The sequence below is a fragment of the Streptomyces sp. NPDC104831 genome (genome assembly GCF_055583025.1).
The window spans coordinates 1-17,714 of the sequence record NZ_JBVJOT010000102.1 but is presented as its reverse complement, the minus strand read 5'-3'; the positions used below and the strand labels follow the sequence as shown (position 1 = coordinate 17,714).

15 protein-coding genes are annotated in these 17,714 nt (G+C 75.3%); 5 read left to right on the top strand and 10 right to left on the bottom strand.

What is annotated here, in order from left to right:
• Positions 1-605 precede the first annotated feature (605 nt).
• The 3 genes from ACZ63H_RS37085 (at position 606) to ACZ63H_RS37075 (ending at position 5,658) form a co-directional block, all read left to right on the top strand.
• Positions 606-2,408, top strand: coding sequence for a glycoside hydrolase family 15 protein (locus ACZ63H_RS37085; RefSeq protein ID WP_467944003.1), 1,803 nt, complete (start codon positions 606-608; stop codon positions 2,406-2,408).
• 76 nt (positions 2,409-2,484) lie between these two features.
• Positions 2,485-3,867 carry an FAD-binding oxidoreductase gene (locus ACZ63H_RS37080; protein ID WP_469872798.1) on the top strand — a complete coding sequence of 461 codons (1,383 nt, stop codon included), beginning with the start codon at positions 2,485-2,487 and terminating at the stop codon, positions 3,865-3,867.
• Positions 3,868-4,011: 144 nt separating this feature from the next.
• The gene (locus ACZ63H_RS37075; protein WP_469872796.1) at positions 4,012-5,658 is read left to right on the top strand and encodes a PucR family transcriptional regulator; all 1,647 of its coding nucleotides are present in this window, start codon (positions 4,012-4,014) and stop codon (positions 5,656-5,658) included.
• A 34-nt stretch (positions 5,659-5,692) separates the two neighbouring features.
• Here the strand turns inward: ACZ63H_RS37075 and ACZ63H_RS37070 are convergent, their stop codons facing one another.
• From ACZ63H_RS37070 to ACZ63H_RS37045, 6 genes are all read right to left on the bottom strand, one after another.
• Complete coding sequence (locus tag ACZ63H_RS37070) at positions 5,693-6,853, bottom strand: glycosyltransferase family 4 protein (RefSeq protein WP_469872794.1); 1,161 nt, start codon at positions 6,851-6,853, stop codon at positions 5,693-5,695.
• 305 nt (positions 6,854-7,158) lie between these two features.
• Positions 7,159-7,902 carry a hypothetical protein gene (locus ACZ63H_RS37065; protein WP_469872792.1) on the bottom strand — a complete coding sequence of 248 codons (744 nt, stop codon included), beginning with the start codon at positions 7,900-7,902 and terminating at the stop codon, positions 7,159-7,161.
• A 64-nt stretch (positions 7,903-7,966) separates the two neighbouring features.
• Complete coding sequence (recN, locus tag ACZ63H_RS37060; RefSeq protein ID WP_469872790.1) at positions 7,967-9,709, bottom strand: DNA repair protein RecN; 1,743 nt, start codon at positions 9,707-9,709, stop codon at positions 7,967-7,969.
• A 39-nt stretch (positions 9,710-9,748) separates the two neighbouring features.
• Entirely contained in the window at positions 9,749-10,666 is a 918-nt protein-coding gene (locus tag ACZ63H_RS37055; RefSeq protein ID WP_469872788.1) for an NAD kinase, read from the bottom strand.
• Positions 10,663-11,478 carry a TlyA family RNA methyltransferase gene (locus ACZ63H_RS37050; RefSeq protein ID WP_469872786.1) on the bottom strand — a complete coding sequence of 272 codons (816 nt, stop codon included), beginning with the start codon at positions 11,476-11,478 and terminating at the stop codon, positions 10,663-10,665. The genes ACZ63H_RS37055 and ACZ63H_RS37050 overlap by 4 nt, the downstream gene beginning before the upstream one ends.
• 23 nt (positions 11,479-11,501) lie before the next feature.
• Positions 11,502-11,783, bottom strand: coding sequence for a hypothetical protein (locus tag ACZ63H_RS37045; protein WP_469872784.1), 282 nt, complete (start codon positions 11,781-11,783; stop codon positions 11,502-11,504).
• Between the two features lie 42 nt (positions 11,784-11,825).
• Here ACZ63H_RS37045 and ACZ63H_RS37040 point away from each other — a divergent pair, with 42 nt between their 5' ends.
• Entirely contained in the window at positions 11,826-12,173 is a 348-nt protein-coding gene (locus tag ACZ63H_RS37040) for a sterol-binding protein (RefSeq protein ID WP_469872782.1), read from the top strand.
• Here the strand turns inward: ACZ63H_RS37040 and ACZ63H_RS37035 are convergent.
• From ACZ63H_RS37035 to ACZ63H_RS37020, 4 genes are all read right to left on the bottom strand, one after another.
• A complete protein-coding gene (locus ACZ63H_RS37035; protein WP_469872780.1) occupies positions 12,157-12,999 on the bottom strand; it encodes an ABC transporter ATP-binding protein in 843 nt (280 codons plus the stop codon). The genes ACZ63H_RS37040 and ACZ63H_RS37035 overlap by 17 nt on opposite strands.
• Positions 12,996-14,042 (bottom strand): FecCD family ABC transporter permease, encoded by a 1,047-nt coding sequence (locus tag ACZ63H_RS37030; RefSeq protein ID WP_469872778.1) that lies wholly within the window; start codon positions 14,040-14,042, stop codon positions 12,996-12,998. The genes ACZ63H_RS37035 and ACZ63H_RS37030 overlap by 4 nt, the downstream gene beginning before the upstream one ends.
• Positions 14,039-15,082, bottom strand: coding sequence for a FecCD family ABC transporter permease (locus ACZ63H_RS37025; protein ID WP_469872776.1), 1,044 nt, complete (start codon positions 15,080-15,082; stop codon positions 14,039-14,041). The genes ACZ63H_RS37030 and ACZ63H_RS37025 overlap by 4 nt, the downstream gene beginning before the upstream one ends.
• Positions 15,083-15,186: 104 nt before the next feature.
• Positions 15,187-16,215 (bottom strand): HAD-IIA family hydrolase, encoded by a 1,029-nt coding sequence (locus ACZ63H_RS37020; RefSeq protein ID WP_469872774.1) that lies wholly within the window; start codon positions 16,213-16,215, stop codon positions 15,187-15,189.
• A gap of 74 nt (positions 16,216-16,289) precedes the next feature.
• Here ACZ63H_RS37020 and ACZ63H_RS37015 point away from each other — a divergent pair, with 74 nt between their 5' ends.
• A complete protein-coding gene (locus ACZ63H_RS37015) occupies positions 16,290-17,597 on the top strand; it encodes a DUF1015 domain-containing protein (RefSeq protein ID WP_469872772.1) in 1,308 nt (435 codons plus the stop codon).
• The last annotated feature ends 117 nt before the right edge of the window (positions 17,598-17,714 follow it).

The window sequence follows — 17,714 nt, the reverse complement described above, 5'->3', positions numbered from 1 at the left end:
GAGCGAGGAGGCGACACCCCCGGTGACGAAGATGTGCTTGGTCGTCGTGGATTTGGGCGGCATGGCCAAGAGGGGGCTCCCGTGGTCGCTGGCGGTGATGCGGTGCGGCTTCCGCCCCGGTGAGTTCCGGGGGTGCCGTCGCTGCGGTTCGGGGGGTTTTCTCCCACCGGTCCACGGGCTACCAGCGTATCAGCGCCTGAGCGGGATGGCTTCCGGCCACGCTCCGCGCTCGCCCGGGCACAGCGCGGGGCTACTCGTGTCACTCGTGCAACTGCCGCAACCGTCCGGGCACACGGTTCTCACCCGGCGCTCACTCGTTCGGCTCATACAGGTTGTCCGGAGGGGCACCCGGATCATCTGCATGCGTCGTATCCTGCTCGGACACTCACTGCCGAGCCCGGCCGGTAACGACGGCACACCCCCGCCTGCATCACCCGGAACAACGAGAGCGCGGCAGTTCGTTGAGCAAGGACCGTCGTGTTGCCCCAGGGCTGGACGGGCTGCTTTGCTTCATCGCTCAACGACACACATCAACCAACCCTTGACCGCACTAGCGACAGCCCCCTGCGCGGGGGTGTGACGTGGCCGTTCGACTGGAGTTGCACGTGGCCGGGCGCATCGAAGACTACGCACTCATCGGAGACATGCAGACCGCCGCACTGGTCTGCCGGGACGGCACGGTGGACTGGCTGTGCCTGCCCCGCTTCGACTCGCATGCCATCTTCGCCGGCCTGCTGGGCACCGAGGAGCACGGCTTCTGGCGGCTCGGGCCGGCGCACGCGGCCGACGCCGAGCCGCCCACGGCCGCCCGGCGCGGCTACCGCGGCGACTCCCTCATCCTGGAGTCCGAGTGGGACACCCCGCGCGGCACCGTGCGCGTGACCGATTTCATGCCCCCGCGTGACGGTGCCCCGCAGCTGATCCGGATCGTGGAGGGCGTCACCGGCCGGGTGCCGATGCGCTCCGCGCTGCGGATGCGGTTCTCCTACGGCCGGGTGGTGCCGTGGGTGCACAAGCACGAGGGCCGCACGGTGGCCGTCGCCGGACCCGACTCGGTCTGGTTCGACACGGAGGCCGAGACCTACGGCAAGGCGCTGACGACCTACGCCGACTTCACGGTCGCCCCGGGCGACCGCATCGCCTTCACCATCTCCTGGCAGCCCTCGCACAAGGAGCCGCCGCCGCTGCCGGAGCCGGAGACCTCGCTGGAGGCCACGGAGGACTTCTGGCGCGAGTGGGTGGAGCACTGTACGTACCACGGGCCGTACCGCGAGGCGGTGATCCGTTCGCTGATCACCCTCAAGGCGCTGACCTACGCCCCCACCGGCGGCATCGTGGCGGCCCCGACGACCTCCCTGCCCGAGGACATCGGGGGCGTGCGCAACTGGGACTACCGCTACACCTGGCTGCGGGACGCGGCGATCACCCTGTCCTCGCTGCTGCGCACCGGCTACCGCGAGGAGGCCCGTGCCTGGCGCGAGTGGCTGCTGCGGGCGGTCGCCGGCGACCCGGAGAACCTCCAGATCATGTACGGCATCGCGGGCGAGCGGGAACTGGGCGAGGCCGAGCTGGACTGGCTGCCGGGCTATGAGAACTCCGCCCCGGTGCGGGTCGGCAACGGCGCCGCGCACCAGCTCCAGCTGGATGTGTACGGCGAGGTCACCGAGGCGCTGCACCTCGGCCACATGACCGGTCTGGCCCGCAACGACTACGCCTCCCTGCTCCAGCTGAAGCTGATCCGCTACCTGGAGGACCACTGGCAGGAGCCGGACGAGGGCATCTGGGAGGTGCGCGGCCCGCGCCGGCACTTCGTGCACTCCAAGGTGATGGCCTGGGTCGCGGTGGACCGCACCATCAAGCTGATCGAGTCCGGGGACGCGGACGGCCCGCTGGAGCGCTGGCGCGAGCTGCGCGACGACATCCACCGGGACGTGTGCGAGAAGGGTTACGACAAGGAGCGCAACACCTTCACCCAGTCCTACGGCTCGAAGGAGCTGGACGCCTCGCTGCTGCTGATCCCGCAGATGGGCTTCCTCCCGCCGGACGACAAGCGGGTGATCGGCACCATCGAGGCGATCCAGCGCGAGCTGTCCACCCCGGACGGGTTCATCCTGCGCTATCCGACGGAGGGCGAGAGCGAGGGTGTCGACGGTCTGCCCGGCGACGAGGGCGCCTTCCTCGCCTGCTCGTTCTGGATGGCGGACGACCTGGCGATGATCGGCCGCGTGGACGAGGCCCGCAAGCTGTTCGAGAAGCTCCTCTCGCTGCGCAACGACCTCGGTCTGCTCGCCGAGGAGTGGGACCCGCGGCTCAAGCGGCAGGTGGGGAACTTCCCGCAGGCGTTCAGCCATGTGCCGCTGATCGACACGGCCCTGCGGCTGACCGCGTCCGGCGCGTACGGAGGGTGAGTTCCCCGCGCTCCTTCGGGGGCGCTCGCGCCTAGGCTGGGAGCGCATCCCCCTCTCTCCGCGGAAGGGGGCGGTCATGGCGTTCCGTTCCAAGGCGCACTCGGCTCTCGCCGACCTCCGTGAGGATCTGGCCGGCGAGGTGTTCGCCCCGTGGGACCCGGGGTACGACGCGGTCCGTGCGGTCTTCGACGCGCGGACCGACCGGCGGCCGGCGGTGATCGCGCGGTGCGCGGACGCGGCCGACGTGGTGCGGGCCGTCCGCTTCGGCCGGGACCTCGACCTGCATATCGCGGTGCGCGGCGGCGGCCGGGGCCTCGCCGGCCCGGGCTCGGGCGACGGCGCGCTGCTGGTGGACCTGCGCCGGATGCGCCGGGTGGCCGTCGACCCGGTGGCCGGTGTGGCCCGGGTCGAGGGCGGTGCCACGACGGGCGACCTGGACCGGGCGGCCCTGCCGTACGGTCTGGCGGCCCCCGGCGCCCGGACCCGCGCGAGCGGGGTGGCCGGTTTCGTCCTCGGCGGCGGCACCGGCTGGCTGGACCGCGCCTTCGGCCCGGCCGTCGACCACCTCCTGGCCGTGGAGCTGGTGACCGCCGGGGCCGAGCGGGTGCGCGCGAGCGCCGACGAGCGTCCCGAGCTGTTCTGGGCGCTGCGCGGCGGGGGCGGCAACTTCGGCGTCGCCACCGCGCTCACCCTGCGGCTGCGCGGGCTGCCGCGGTTCTCCCTCGCCCGGCTGCTGTACCCGCCCGGCCTCGCGCCGGAGGTGGTCCGCGCCTTCCGGGAGACCCTCGGCGGCGGGCCGGACGAGCTGAGCGGCGCGGTGCTGTACGCGGCGGGGCCGCCCGCGCCGTTCGCCCCGCCGGGGCCGGTGGCGGGCCCGCTGTGCGCGGCCGTGCTGACCTACGCCGACGGCGCGGACGGGCTGCGCGGCCTCACCGGGCCGCTGCGCGGGCTGCCGTACGTCCGGGAGCGGACCGGCGAGGTGCCGTACCCCGAGGCGCAGCGCCTGCTCGACCTCCCGCCGGGACGGCGCCACCACGGTTCGGCGGAGTGTCTTTCCGGGCTGCCGGAGGAGGCGGTGGACGCCTTCTGCGCCGGGGCGGAGGGCATGCCGGTGCCGTCCCGCTCCCGGCACCTGCTGTTCCCGCAGGGCGGTGCCGTCGCCGCCGGTGCGCACTCCTGTCCGGTGGCCTCCCGGGGTGCCCCGTGGATCGCGCACCCCTGCGCCGTCTGGTCGGATCCGGCCGACGACGCGCGGGCCCTCGGCTGGGTGCGGGACGCCCGCGCCGCCCTGCGGCCGTGGCGCACCGGGGCCGTGTGCCTGGACCTCGTCGGCGACGAGGGCCCCGAGCGGGTCCGGGCGGGGCTCGGCGCCGGGAACATGCTGCGGCTGGAGAAGGTGAAGCGGCGCTACGATCCCGACGACGTCTTCCGCTTCCACCACGGCATCCGGCCCCTGTGAGGCCCCGCGGCCGGCCCGGGGCGGCGATCACCCCCGGCGCCGTCCTCCACGAAGCCCCGAAGCCGGACCGGTGGACGCCTCGCCGGCACGAGCGTGATCGGCCGGAGATGTCCCCGCGACGTGCGCGCGGGTAGCGTCCGCTGCATGGACAGCCGTACGGACCACCGATTCGACACCCAGGGCGCCGGCATCACCGTGCAGCGGGCGCTGGAGCTGCCCGGGCTGCGCAGCGGGCTGCCGGAGATCCTGGCGGGCGCCGACCGGCTCGGCCGTACCGTGCGCTGGGTGCACGCGGGCGAGGTGCCGAACATCGCCTCGCTGCTCAAGGGCGGCGAGCTGCTGCTCACCACGGGCTACGGCTGCGGCACCCGGCCGGCCGAGCAGCGGGCGTTCGTGCGGACCCTGGCCGAGCGGGGGATCGCCGCCCTGGTGGTGGAGCTGGGCCCGCGCTTCGGCCGGCTGCCGGCGGCGCTGGTGGACACGGCCCGGGCGGCCGGTCTGCCGCTGGTCCAGCTGCACCGCGAGGTGCCGTTCGTGGCGGTGACCGAGGAGATCCACACCGAGATCGTCAACGGTCACTACGCGCTGCTCCAGCGCGCCGAGGAGGTGCACCGGCGCTGCACCGAGGCGCTGCTCGGCGGCGGCGGGATACCGCAGGTGCTGGACATCCTGGCCGGCTTCAGCGGCAACCCGGTGTTCCTGGAGACGGCGGACGGCCGGCTGCTGTACGCCGCCGGGGCCGGGCCGGAGGGCGCCGATCCGCTCCAGGTGTGGGAGGGGCTGCGCGGCCCGCACAAGGAGGCCCCGCCGCCGGCCGGCACGGTGCTGGTGGACGTGCCGGGCGGCGGCCCGGGCACGGCGGGCTCGGTGCGTGCCCGGCTGGTGCTGTTGCCGGTCAGGGCGACGCCGGCCCCGGTGCACCGGATCGCCGCGGAGCGGGCCGCGGGCATCCTGGCCGTGGTGCTGATGCAGGCCCGGCAGGAGGAGGAGCTGGCGGCGCGCGGGCGCGGGGACTTCCTCACCGATCTCGCCGAGGGCCGGATCGCGGCGGAGAACGCCCCGGCGCAGGCCCGGGTGCTCGGTTTCAAGCCGTGCGACGGCCCGCTGCTGCCGGTGGTGATGCGGGTCGGGGACACCCTGTCGCCCGGCGGGGGGTGGGCGGTGCTGGCCCGGGCGGTCTCCGAGGAGCTGACCGCGGTGGGGGTGCCGGTGCTGCTGGGGGTGCGGCCGGTGGAGGGCCGGGTCCTGGTGCTGACCGGGCTGCGCGCGGAGACGGAGCGGACGGCGGTCGCGGACCGGGTCGCGGCGGCGCTGCGGGCGGGGGTGGAGCGGGCCGGGATGCGGCGGCCGGGCTCGCCGCCGCCGGTGGTGGTGGTCGGGGTGGCCGGCGGCTGGGCGGCGGTCTCGGCGGGGCTGCGGCACGCGGCGGAGACGGCGACGGCGGCGCAGGGGCTGACCGACCGGCCTTGGTACGACGCCCGGCGCCTGGACATCGACCTGCTGCTGTGGCGGCTGCGCGACCACCCGGACCTGGCGGCGTTCGTGGACCGGGCGATCGGTCCGCTGCGCGACCACGACCGCCGCTCCCGGCCGCCGCTGCTGCCGACGCTGGAGACCTATCTCGCGCACGCGGGCCGCAAGGCGGAGACGGCCCGGGAGCTGCACCTCAACCGCCAGACGCTGTACAACCGCCTGGCCCGCATCGGGGAGTTGCTGGGCACCGATCTGGACGACCCGCAGACGGTACTGGCACTGGGCCTGGCCCTGCGGGCCCGCCGGCACGTGCCGTAGGCGGTCGCGGCGGACGGTCCGAGGCGGACGGGCCCTAGGCCAGCGGTCTGGGCTGGGTCAGCTCGTCGTAGACGCTGAGGACCTGGGCGACCGTCTCGTCCTCGGTCGGCCAGCTCGCGGCCTGCCGGGCGGCGCGCTCGCGCAGCCGGGCGCGCCGCCCGGGGTCGGCGAGCAGCCGCAGGACGGTCTCGGCGAGGGCCACCGGATCGCCGTACGGGACGAGTTCGGCCGCGTCGCCGACGAGGTCGGGGATGCCGCCGGCCCGGGTGGCGACGAGCGGCACGCGCGCGTGCAGCGCCTCCTGGGCGAGGACGGAGCGCGATTCCCATCGGCTGGTCAGCAGGGCCAGGTCGGCGGCGGCGAGCAGGTCGGGGACGTCGTCGCGGCGCCCGACGAGGCGCACCGGCAGTTCCTCGTCCTCGATCCGCCGCTGGAGCACCGGCCGCAGCGGTCCCTCCCCCGCGATCACCACCAGCGGCACCGGGTCCGCCCGCCGCCACAGGCGGGCCGCGTCGAGCAGGCAGCCGTAGCCGCGGTGGCGCTCCAGGGAGCCGACCGCGATCAGCAACGGGCGGTCGACGGCGCCCAGTTCGGCACGCACCTTGGGGCGCTGCCGGTCGGGGTCGTCGTGGTCGTCGTCGCCGGCCTCGCCGGGGCCGCCGGGCCGGCGCCGTCCGGGCAGGGCCACCGCGGCGAGCCGGGCGTCGCGCGCGCCGGACCGGCGGGCCCGGTCGACCAGGTCGGGACCGGCCCCGAGGACGACGGCCGCGGTGCGCATCACCCGTCGTTCCAGCATCCGCAGCAGATGGGCCCGCGGGCCCTCCGCGTAGGCGCGGTCGTGCCAGGTGACCACCAGCGGGGTGGTGCGCCCGCCGAGCGCGAGCACGGAACGGAAGGAGGCGTGCAGTCCGTGGGCGTGCACCAGGTCGGCGTCGGCGCAGGCGGTGCGCAGGGCCGCCACGGAGACGGGGTCGCTGCTGCGGGGCACGTGGATGTGGTCGGCGCCGGCGCCGGTGAAGTCGTAGGCCCGCTCGGCCTCGGTGGGGGCGCACACGGTGACCCGTACGCCCCGCGCGACCAGTCCCTCGGCCAGGGACCGCACGTGCGCGCCGCTGGCGGCGTTGCCCCCGCCGAGCACCTGCACGGTGCGCAGCGGCGGCCGGCCGTGCGGTGCGTTGCTGCTCAGCGGGCTCACGGGCCGGGGCTCCTGGGTCGTGGGCGGTCACGGGAGGGCGCGTGGGGCGGTCACGGGAAAACGTACAGAAGGTTGGGGGCTCAGGGGGGCGGAAGGACGCACCCCGCGCGCCTCCCGCACGGACCGTCCGGGCCCGCTGCCCGCCCCGTGTCCTTCGCCAAGCATGCCAGGGCACAGGGCCGTTCAGGGAACACACGGGAGGGCGCATCACGCGGCGGGCCGGGGCAATGCGCCGGAGCACATCACTCACACGGGTGAGGAAATGCCTGCCCTGGACGGGCGGTCCGCGCGGGTATACGGCGAGGTCAGCCGCGCGCCCAGGCGCTGATCCGGTCCCCGTGGCGGGCGGCGGCGACCAGCGCGACGGCGTGCGCGAGCAGTCCCGCGCGCTGGTTTCCCGCCACCACGGCCGCCCCCAGTGCGGCGCCGAGCGCGTGCGCCCCCGTGTCGCCGAGCATCACCCGCTCCCCCGCGTCGTCCGGCAGCACGGCCGCGGCGGCCCCCACCGCCCCGGCGGCCAGCCGCGCCCCGGGCCCCCGCCGCAGCAGCCCGGGCGCCCCGAGCGCGAGCACGGCACCGGCGGCCCGGCCCGGCCGTACGTCGAGGAGGTTCACGAGGTGGGCGCTGCCGGCGATGACGGCCCCGGCGAGCACCTTGTCCACCGGCCGCTGCTTCAGCACGGCGCCCGCCGCCAGCCCCGCCGCCGAGATCCCGAACAGCTTCACGGCCCCGCTGGTGACCTCCCCGTCCCGCAGCGCCCCCAGGTGCGCCCGGAACCCGCGCCGGTGGTCCCCGGCGACATCGTCGTAGGCCCCGCACACGGCGGCGGCGAGCACGGCGGCGCCGGCCGCGGGACGCACCCGGGCGGCGGCGATCGCGGCCCCCACCGCCACGGCGGGCCCGGCGTACAGCCCGACGGCCCGCCCGGCGTGGTTCGTCCGCTCCCAGCGCGCGCGTCCGCCGGGCGGGGCGGCGCGCAGCAGGGCCTGGCCGGCCCGGGTGAGCACGGCGGCGAGGAGGAGGGGGCGGCACGTTCGCTTGTCGATCATGCCGCCCACCCTAGGAAACGGCCCGGACCGGGCCGCGCCCCGGGAAACGTCCCGGCCGCCTCCGCTACACCTCCGCCCTGGCCGTGGCCAGGAGTTCCTCCGCGTGGGCGCGGGCCGTCTCGGAGTTCTCCTGGCCGGCCAGCATGCGGGACAGTTCGCGGATGCGGTCCTCGCCCTCCAGGACCTTCACGCCGGAGCGGGTGACGGAGCCGTCGTCGGTCTTCTCCACCAGCAGCTGGCGGTCGGCGAACGCGGCGACCTGGGGCAGGTGGGTGACCACCACGACCTGGGCGGTCCTGGCGAGCTTCGCCAGACGCCGGCCGATCTCGACCGCCGCCTTGCCGCCGACCCCGGCGTCGACCTCGTCGAACAGGTACGTCGGGACGGGGTCGGTGCCCGCGAAGACCACCTCGACCGCGAGCATCACCCGGGACAGCTCACCGCCGGAGGCGCCCTTGGCGACGGGCCGGGGCGGGGCGCCCGGGTGCGGGGCGAGCAGCAGCTCGACCTCGTCCACGCCCGACGGGCCGTAGGCGACCGTCCGCCCGCCGACCTCGACGCCCTCGGGGTCGTCGGTCTGCCTGATGTCGAAGGACACCCGCGCGTGGGGCATCGCCAGTGAGGCCAGCTCGGCGGTGACCGCCGCCGCGAACCGTTCGGCGGCCTCGGTCCGCGCGTCCGTGAGCCGCTGCGCGAGGGCGCCCAGTTCGGCGCGGAGCGCGTCCCGCTCGGCGGTCAGCTCCACGATCCGCTCGTCGTCGCCGTCCAGCTCGGTGAGCCGGGCGGCGCTGCGCTCGGCCCAGGCCAGCACCGCGTCGATGTCCTCGCCGTACTTGCGGGTCAGCGCGGTCAGCGCGGCCCGGCGCTCCTCCACGGCGGCCAGCCGCAGCGGGTCGGCGTCGAGGTCGTCCGCGTATCCGGCCAGCTCACCGGCCACGTCGGCGAGCAGGATGCCGATCTCGCCGATCCGGTCGGCGAGCGCGGCCAGCGCGGGGTCGTGCGACCGCACGGCCTCCAGGGCGCGGTGGGCGCCCGCGACGAGGGTCGAGGCGTCGATGCCCTCGGGGTCCTCCGGGTTGCCCGCGAGCGCGGCGTGCGCGGCGTGCGCGGCGGACGACAGCGCCTCGGCGTGCCCGAGCCGCCCGGCCTCCTCGGCCAGCTCCGCGTCCTCGCCGGGCCGGGGCTCCACCGCGGCGATCTCGTCGAGTCCGAAGCGCAGCAGGTCGGCCTCCTGCGCCCGTTCCCGCGCGCGGGTGGTGATCTCCTCCAGCTCGGCGGAGACGGCCCGCAGCCGCTGGTAGGCCCCGGTGTACTCGGCGAGCGGCCCGGCGACGGCGTCACCCGCGTACCGGTCCAGCGCCTGCCGCTGCCGGGACAGTTTCAGCAGTCCTTGCTGGTCGGTCTGCCCGTGCACGGCCACCAGGTCGTCGGCCAGCTCGGCGAGCAGCCCGACGGGCACGCTGCGCCCGCCCAGATGCGCCCGGGAGCGGCCCTCGGCGGAGACGGTACGGCTGATCAGCAGGGCACCGTCGTCCAGCTCGGCCCCGGCCTCCTCGGCGCGCACGGCGGCCGCGGCACCGGAGGGCACGGCGACCCGGCCCTCCACGACCGCCTTCTCCGCCCCGATCCGCACGAGCGCCGGGTCGGCCCGGCCGCCGAGCAGCAGCCCGAGGCTGGTGACCACCATGGTCTTGCCCGCACCCGTCTCACCGGTGACCGCGGTGAACCCCGGTGACAGCTCGACGACGGCATCGTCGATGACCCCGAGCGACCGTATCCGCATCTCCTCCAACACGGAACAGACCATACGAGGTCCGGGGCGGCCGGCGCACATGGCCCGCCCGTGTCACTCCGCGGAGTGGTGCGGCGCCCCCCGCCATCCCGTGGTCGGCAGGGCGAACTTCGCCACGAGCCGGTCGGTGAACGACGAGTGGTGCAGCCGGGCCAGCCGCACCGGCACGGCACCCCGCCGCACCTCCACCCGCGCCCCGGGCGGCAGCTCGACCGTGCGCCGGCCGTCGCACCACAGCACGCCCGGCGGGATGTGCGGCAGCACCTCCACCGCGAGCACCGAGTCCGGGGAGGTGACCAGCGGCTTGGCGAACAGCGCGTGCGCGCTGATCGGCACCATCAGCAGCGCCTCCACCTCCGGCCAGACCACCGGGCCGCCGGCGGAGAAGGCGTAGGCCGTGGAGCCGGTGGGCGTGGAGAGGATCACCCCGTCGCAGCCGAACTCCGACACCGGCCGCCCGTCGATCTCCAGCACGACCTCCAGCAGCTTCTCGGCGCCGGCCTTCTGCACGGCGGCCTCGTTCAGCGCCCAGTCGGTGTGCACGATGTCGCCGTTGCGGTGCACGACGACATCGACGGTCATCCGCTCCTCGACCTCGTAGGACCGGGCCACCACCCGGTCCACCACCCGGTCGAGGTCGTCCCGCTCGGCCTCCGCGAGGAAGCCGACGCGCCCGAGGTTGACGCCGAGCATCGGCACCCCGGAGGCGCGCGCGAACTCGGCCCCGCGCAGCAGCGTGCCGTCGCCGCCCAGCACGATCAGCAGCTCGCAGCCGTCCAGGCACTGCGCGGTCGCCTCCTTGACGAGGTGCACGTCGTCGGGGAGCGGCAGGTCGCGCGCCTCTTCCTCCAGCACCCGCACCCCGATGCCATGCCGCACCAGGCCCTTGACGACGAGTTCCGCACTGCGGATCGCCGCGGGCCGCCCGGTGTGGGCGAGCAGGAAAACAGTACGCGCACGGTTCTGTGTCAACGCGGCCCCTCCGCCACTGCACGGTCGACGTCGGCGGGGTCCACCCGGGGTGCCCCCGCCCGCAGCCAGAGAAAGTACTCGACGTTCCCCGAGGGCCCGGGCAGCGGGCTGGCGGTGACCGCCCGCACCCCGAGGCCCAGCTCCCACGCCTTGCCGGCCACCCCCCGCACGGCCTCCGCGCGCAGCTCGGGACTGCGCACGACGCCGCCGCTGCCGAGCCGTTCCTTGCCCACCTCGAACTGCGGCTTGACCATCATCACCAGGTCGGCGTCCGGCGTCACGCACCGCTTGAGGGCGGGCAGCACCAGTCCGAGCGGGATGAAGGACAGATCGCCCACGACCAGGTCCACCGGCTGCCCGTCGATCGCCTCGAGCGTCAACTCGCGTACGTTCGTGCGGTCCTTGACGGTGACGCGTGCGTCCTGCTGGAGGGACCAGGCCAGCTGGCCGTAGCCGACGTCCACGGCGACGACATGGGCGGCGCCCGCGCGCAGCAGGACATCGGTGAAGCCGCCGGTGGACGCGCCGGCGTCCAGCGCGCGCCGGCCCTCGACCACGAGCCCTTGGGGCACGAACGCGGCCAGCGCGCCGGCCAGCTTGTGCCCGCCCCGGGAGACGTAGTCGGGGTCGCTGTCGTCGGCGGTGACCACGATGGCCGCGGCGGTCTCCACCTGGGTGGCCGGCTTGGTCGCCACGGTCTTGCCGACGGAGACCCGCCCGGCGGCGATCAGCTGGCTGGCGTGCTCGCGCGAACGGGCGAGCTTCCGGCGGACCAGCTCCGCGTCGAGACGGCGGCGTGCGACTCCTGCCACGTTCGGTTCAGCTCCTGCTCTGGTTACGGTCTGCTGGGGTACGGCGTCGGGGGCGCCGGAGGTTCCGGGCGGGCGTCGAGCGCGGTGAGCGCGTCGCGCAGCCCCCGCAGTACATCCTCGTACACCCCGGCATGTCCGTCGGTGGCGAGGTGGTCGGCGTCGGCCAGCCGCTCCAGGCGCGCGTCGACCCCGGCGTCGCCGGTGGGGGTGCGCGGAACGTTCAGGGGGGCCGGGGCGGCGGGCTCGGGCGCGCGTTCGGGCTCGGCCCGCGGCTCCGTCCCGGCCTCGGACACGGACTCGCTCATGCCCCGACGCTACCCCGAACCGCTGGGGTAGCGTCGGGGGCGATGGCCACGATCGAGGAGTGCCGCGCCGCACTGGGAAAGCTTTCGGACAACATGCGGGGGGCCGAGGGCGACGCCCGCGCCGCCGCCGCGCTGGACCGCTCGGTGAGCTGCCACGTCACCGACCTGGACGTCACCTTCGCCGGCCGGATGACGGGCGGGCGGATCGCGGTGGACGACACCCGGCCCGGCCCGCCGTGGGAGAAGGCGCAGATCAGGCTCGCCTTCGCCGGGGACGACCTGGTGGCGCTGGTGGACGGCGAGCTGAACTTCGCGACCGCCTGGGGCTCGGGCCGGGTGCGGCTGGAGGCGGGCCTGCTGGATCTGTTCCGGCTCAGGAAGCTGCTGTGAGCCGTGCCTTGCGGGCGGCGGGCACGACCAGCGGGGTGCCGGTCTCCGGGTCGTCGATCACCTGGCAGCGCAGCCCGAACACCTCCTCCACCAGCTCGGCGGTCACGATGTCGCCGGGGGCGCCCTCGGCGATCACCTTCCCGCCGCGCAGGGCGATGAGGTGGGTGGCGTAGCGGGCGGCGTGGTTGAGGTCGTGCAGCACGGCCACCAGCGTCCGGCCCTGCTCCTCGTGGAGTTCGGCGCACAGGTCGAGGACGTCGATCTGGTGCTGGATGTCCAGGTAGGTGGTCGGTTCGTCCAGGAGCAGCAGCGGGGTCTGCTGGGCGAGCGCCATGGCGATCCACACCCGCTGCCGCTGCCCGCCGGACAGCTCGTCCACGTACCGCTCGGCCAGTTCGGCGACGCCGGTCTGCCGCATCGACTCGCGCACGACCCGCTCGTCCTCCGCCGACCACTGGCGCAGCAGGCCCTGGTGCGGGTAGCGGCCCCGGCCGACGAGGTCGGCGACCGTGATGCCGTCGGGGGCGACGGCCGACTGGGGCAGCAGGCCGAGGGTGCGGGCGACCTTCTTCGCGGGCATCGACTGGATGGCCTGCCCGTCCAGCAGCACCCGGCCCCCGCTGGGCTTGAGCATCCGCGACAGCGCCCGCAGCAGCGTCGACTTGCCGCACGCGTTCGGGCCGACGATCACCGTGAAGGACCGGTCGGGGATCTCCACCGACAGCTGCTCGGCGATGACACGCTGGTCGTAGGCGAGGGTGACGTTCTCGGCGGACAGGCGGTTCACAGTGCTCCTCGGGTTGTTCGTCGCGCCGGCGGGGGTCATATCCGGCCCGCCCGGCGCTCGGTGACCAGCAGCCACAGCAGATAGGCACCGCCGAGCACGCCGGTGACCACGCCGACGGGCAGCTGGTCGGCGCCGAAGGCGCGCTGGGAGGCCCAGTCGGCGGCGACCAGCAGGGTCGCGCCCATGCACAGGGACGGCACCAGGTTGGGCCCCGGCGAGCGGGTCAGGCGGCGGGCGAGCTGCGGCGCGGTCAGCGCGACGAAGCTGACGGGGCCGGCGGCGGCCGTGGCGGCGGCGGTGAGCAGCACGGCGCTGACCATCAGCAGCAGCCGCACCCGCTGGACGCGCACGCCGAGCGCGTTCGAGATGTCGTCGCCCATCTCCATCATGCGCAGGCCGCGGGCGTTGGCGAGGACCAGCGGGACGAGGACGGCGCACAGCGCGAGCAGCGGCCAGACCTGGTCCCAGTCCCGGCCGTTGAGCGACCCGGTCATCCACACCACCGCGCGGGCCGCGTCGACCAGGTCGGCCTTGGTGAGGAGATAGCCGTTGACGGCCGTCATGACCGCGTTGACGCCGATGCCGACCAGCACCATCCGGTAGCCGTGCACGCCCTGCTTCCAGGCGAGCAGGTAGATGGCGAGACCGGTCGCCAGGCCGCCGGCCAGCGCGCCGAGGGTCACCTGGGAGGCGCCGCCGGACAGCAGCACGATCACGATCAGCGCGCCGGCCGTGGAGCCCTGCGACAGGCCGAGCACGTCCGGGCTGCCCAGCGGGTTGCGGGAGACGGACTGGAACAGGGCGCCGCCGAGGCCGAGGCAGGCGCCGACCAGCAGGCCCACGAGGACCCGGGGCAGGCGCAGCTCGTTGACGATGAAGTCCTGGTAGGCGGTGCCGTTGCCGGCGAGGGTCCGCAGCACGTCGGCCGCCGGGATCCTGGCGTCGCCGGTCCCGATCAGGGCGACGCCGGCGGCGCAGGCGGCGATGAGCAGCAGGACGACGACGGTCAGGGTCCGCGGGTCCAGGCGCACGGAGAGCCCGCCGGGGGTGCGTACGGCACGGCTCCTGGAGTGGGTCTTCACAGCTGGGCCGTCCTCCGCCGTCGTACGAGAAAGATGAAGACCGGGCCGCCGATGATCGCGGTGACGATGCCGACCTGGACCTCGGCGGGGCGGGCCGCCACCCGGCCGAGGACATCGGCGCCGAGCAGCAGCACGGGCGCGAGGACCGTGGCGTACGGCAGGATCCAGCGCAGGTCGGGCCCGGTGAAGGAGCGGACCACGTGCGGCACCATCAGGCCGACGAACATGATCGGGCCGCAGGCGGCGGTCGCGGCACCGCACAGCATCACGGCGGACAGCATGGCCAGCGCGCGGGTGCGGTCCAGGTTGGCGCCGAGGGCGCGGGCGGTGTCGTCGCCCATCTCCACCGCGTTCAGCGGCCGGGCGATCACGAGCGCCAGTACCGTGCCGACCGCGAGGAACGGCAGCACCTGCGCGATGGTCGAGTCGGTGGCCGAGACCAGCGAACCGACCGTCCAGAAGCGCATCTTGCCCAGCGCCGCGCCGTCCGTGATCATCACGGCCTGGAGATAGCCGTACAGGGCCGCGCTGATCGCCGTGCCCGCGAGCGCGAGCCGCACCGGGGTGGCGCCCCGGCTGCCGCCGAGGAACCACACCAGCGCGCCGACCGCCGCCGCGCCGAGGAACGCGAACCACACATACCCGGTCAGGCTGGTGACGCCGAGATAGGTCATGGCCGTGACGACGGCGGCGGAGGCGCCCGCGTTGATGCCGAGCAGGCCGGGGTCGGCCAGCGGATTGCGGGTCAGCGCCTGGAGCACCGCTCCGGAGAGCCCGAGCGCGGCGCCGACCAGCAGGCCGAGCACCGTGCGCGAGAGCCGCTCGGCCACGACCACGTCGCCGTAGGTTCCCGTGTCGTGGAACAGGCCGTGCCAGACCTGGGCCGGCGACAGCCCTTTCGCCCCGATCGCGATGCTCGCCAAAGCGACGAGCAGCAGGAGCACGGCCGCGAGCAGGAGCCCAAGGGCCCTGGCCGCATGGCGGGTTGGGGGCGCGGGCGCGGTCTCCGCGCGCTGTTCCGGGGGGCTGTCGACCAACACGAGGTTAGGTTAGCCTACCCTGCACTCCTTCTCGATCCCCGGTACCCGCCGTTCCCACTCCCCGGTGCGCCCGGGCCCCCCTCCGCCGCCGCGTCCCCCGGCCGTCACAACCCCAGCCGGGCCAGCGCCTTGCCGCCGTCCAGCGTGCACGAGCCGTCCCCGGCCGCCGTCCAGGCCGCCGCGCACAGCGCCCGCAACCCGTCCGTCGTCCCGCCGTCGCCCGTCAGCTCCAGCTCGCCGTCGCCGGCCCTCGCCGTCCAGCCGCCGCAGCGGAACCCGGCCCCGTCCTCGCCGATCTCCGGCTGCCCGGTGAGCAGGCCGCGCAGATCGGCGTCCACGTACGTCGGCCGGTGCCGGGGCGGCGCGGCGAGCAGCTGCGGCCCGTCGGTGACCCCGGTCAGCACCAGCAGCGAGTCGACCCCGCCGTTGAACGCGCCCTCGATGTCGGTGTCCAGCCGGTCCCCGACCACCAGCGGGCGCTCGGCACCGGTCCGGATGACCGTCTCCCGGTGCATCGGGGGCAGCGGCTTGCCCGCCACCTGCGGCTTGGCCCCGGTGGCGATCCGTACGACCTCCACGGCCGCGCCGTTGCCCGGCGCGATGCCCCGCCCGCTCGGGATCGTCAGGTCGGTGTTGGACGCGAACCACGGCACGCCCCGCCGGACGGCGTACGAGGCCTCCGCGAAACGGCCCCAGGGCAGGTCGGGCCCGCCGTAGCCCTGGACGACCGCCGCCGGGTCGTCGTCCGCCGACTCCACCGGCACGAGGCCGCGCTCGCGCAGCGCCACCCGCAGTCCCTCGCCACCGACCACCAGCACCCGCGCCCCGGCGGGCACCTGCTCGCTGATCAGCCGGGCGACGGCCTGCGCGGAGGTGATGACGTCGTCCGCTCCCGTCGGTATGCCCAGCTCCGTCAGGTGCTCGGCCACCGTGTCCGGCGTGCGCAGCGCGTTGTTGGTGACGTACGCCAGCCGCATGCCGCCCGACCGGGCCACCGCCAGCGAGTCGACCGCGTGCGCGATCGCGCTGCCGCCCGCGTAGACCACCCCGTCCAGGTCGAGCAGCGCCGTGTCGTACGCCTCGCTCAGGGGCTGCCCACTGCCCTCGGGCCTGGTCCTGACGCCTTGGCTCATGTCCGTATCGCTCCTCGTAGACTCGCCTTTCCCCCGATCATCCCGCATGCCGCCGGCACACGTACGATGCCGGGATGAAGACAGCAGGTCACTCGGAGGCAACGACGCGCCGCGGCCTGGAACTCACCCCGTTCCGTGGCCTGCGCTACGACCCCGACCGGGTCGGCAGCCTCGCCTCCGTCACCTCCCCTCCCTACGACGTCGTCGTACGGCCCGACGGCCTGCACCACCTCCAGTCGGCCGACCCGCACAACATCGTCCGGCTGATCCTGCCCCAGGCCGGCACCCCCAGCGCCCGCACCGAACAGGCCGCCGACACCCTGCGCCGCTGGCTGGCCGAGGGCATCCTCGTCGCGGATCCGGACCCCGGTCTGTACGTGTACGAGCAGCGCGACGGCGACGGAATGGTCCAGCGCGGGATCATCGGCACCCTGCGGGTCTCGGAGCCCGCGGAGGGCGTGGTGCTGCCGCACGAGGACGTCATGCCGCCCGTGGTCGCCGACCGCGCCGCGCTGATGCGCGCGACCCGCGCGAACCTGGAGCCGCTGCTGCTGACGTACCGGGGGGACGGCGCGGCGGCGGAGGTGGGGGCGGGCACGGCGGCCGAGGTGGTCGAGCGGACCGCGGGCCGCCCGCCGCTGCTGGCCACGACCACCGAGGACGGCTTCCGGCACCGGCTGTGGTGCGTCACCGACCCCGTCGACCTGGCCGGGATCCGGAAGGACCTGGCCGGCCGCCAGGCGCTGATCGCCGACGGCCACCACCGGTGGGCCACCTACCGTCGGCTGCGCGCGGAACACCCCTCCCCCAGTCCCTGGGACTACGGACTGGTCCTGCTGGTCGACACCGTCCGCTATCCGCTGCGGGTCCGCGCCATCCACCGGCTGCTGCACGGCCTGCCGGTCGCGGACGCGCTCCGGGCGGTGACGGGTCTGTTCCGGGTGCGCCGGCTGGACGGGCCCCTGGCGGACGCCCTGGCGGCCCTGGCGGACGCGTCCTGCGCGGGCAACGCCTTCCTGCTGGCCGGCGACGGCGCCTTCCACCTGCTCGACCGCCCAGACCCGCGGCTGCTGGCCCGGACCGTCCCCGCGGACCGCCCGGCCGCCTGGCGCGCGCTGGACGCCACGGTCCTGCACGCCACGCTGCTGGAGCACGTCTGGCGCATCCCCGCGGACTCCTCGGCGCACATCGCCTACATCCACGACACGGCGGCGACGGTGGAGAAGGCGGAACGCGACGGCGCTACGGCGGTCCTGATGCACCCGGTCCGCGAGGAGGTCGTGCGCGACCTGGCCCGGCAGGGCGTGACGATGCCCCGCAAGTCGACGTCGTTCGGCCCGAAGCCGGCGTCGGGGCTGGTGCTGCGGGCGCTGGAGGTCTGAGCCGGGGCACCACGTGAAAGGGGGGGGGGGGGGGGGGGGGGGGCGGGGGGAGGGGGGGGGGGGGTGCTGGTGGGGTGCGTGGAATGCTTTGCGGGAGGTGGTGGTTCGTTGCGGTTC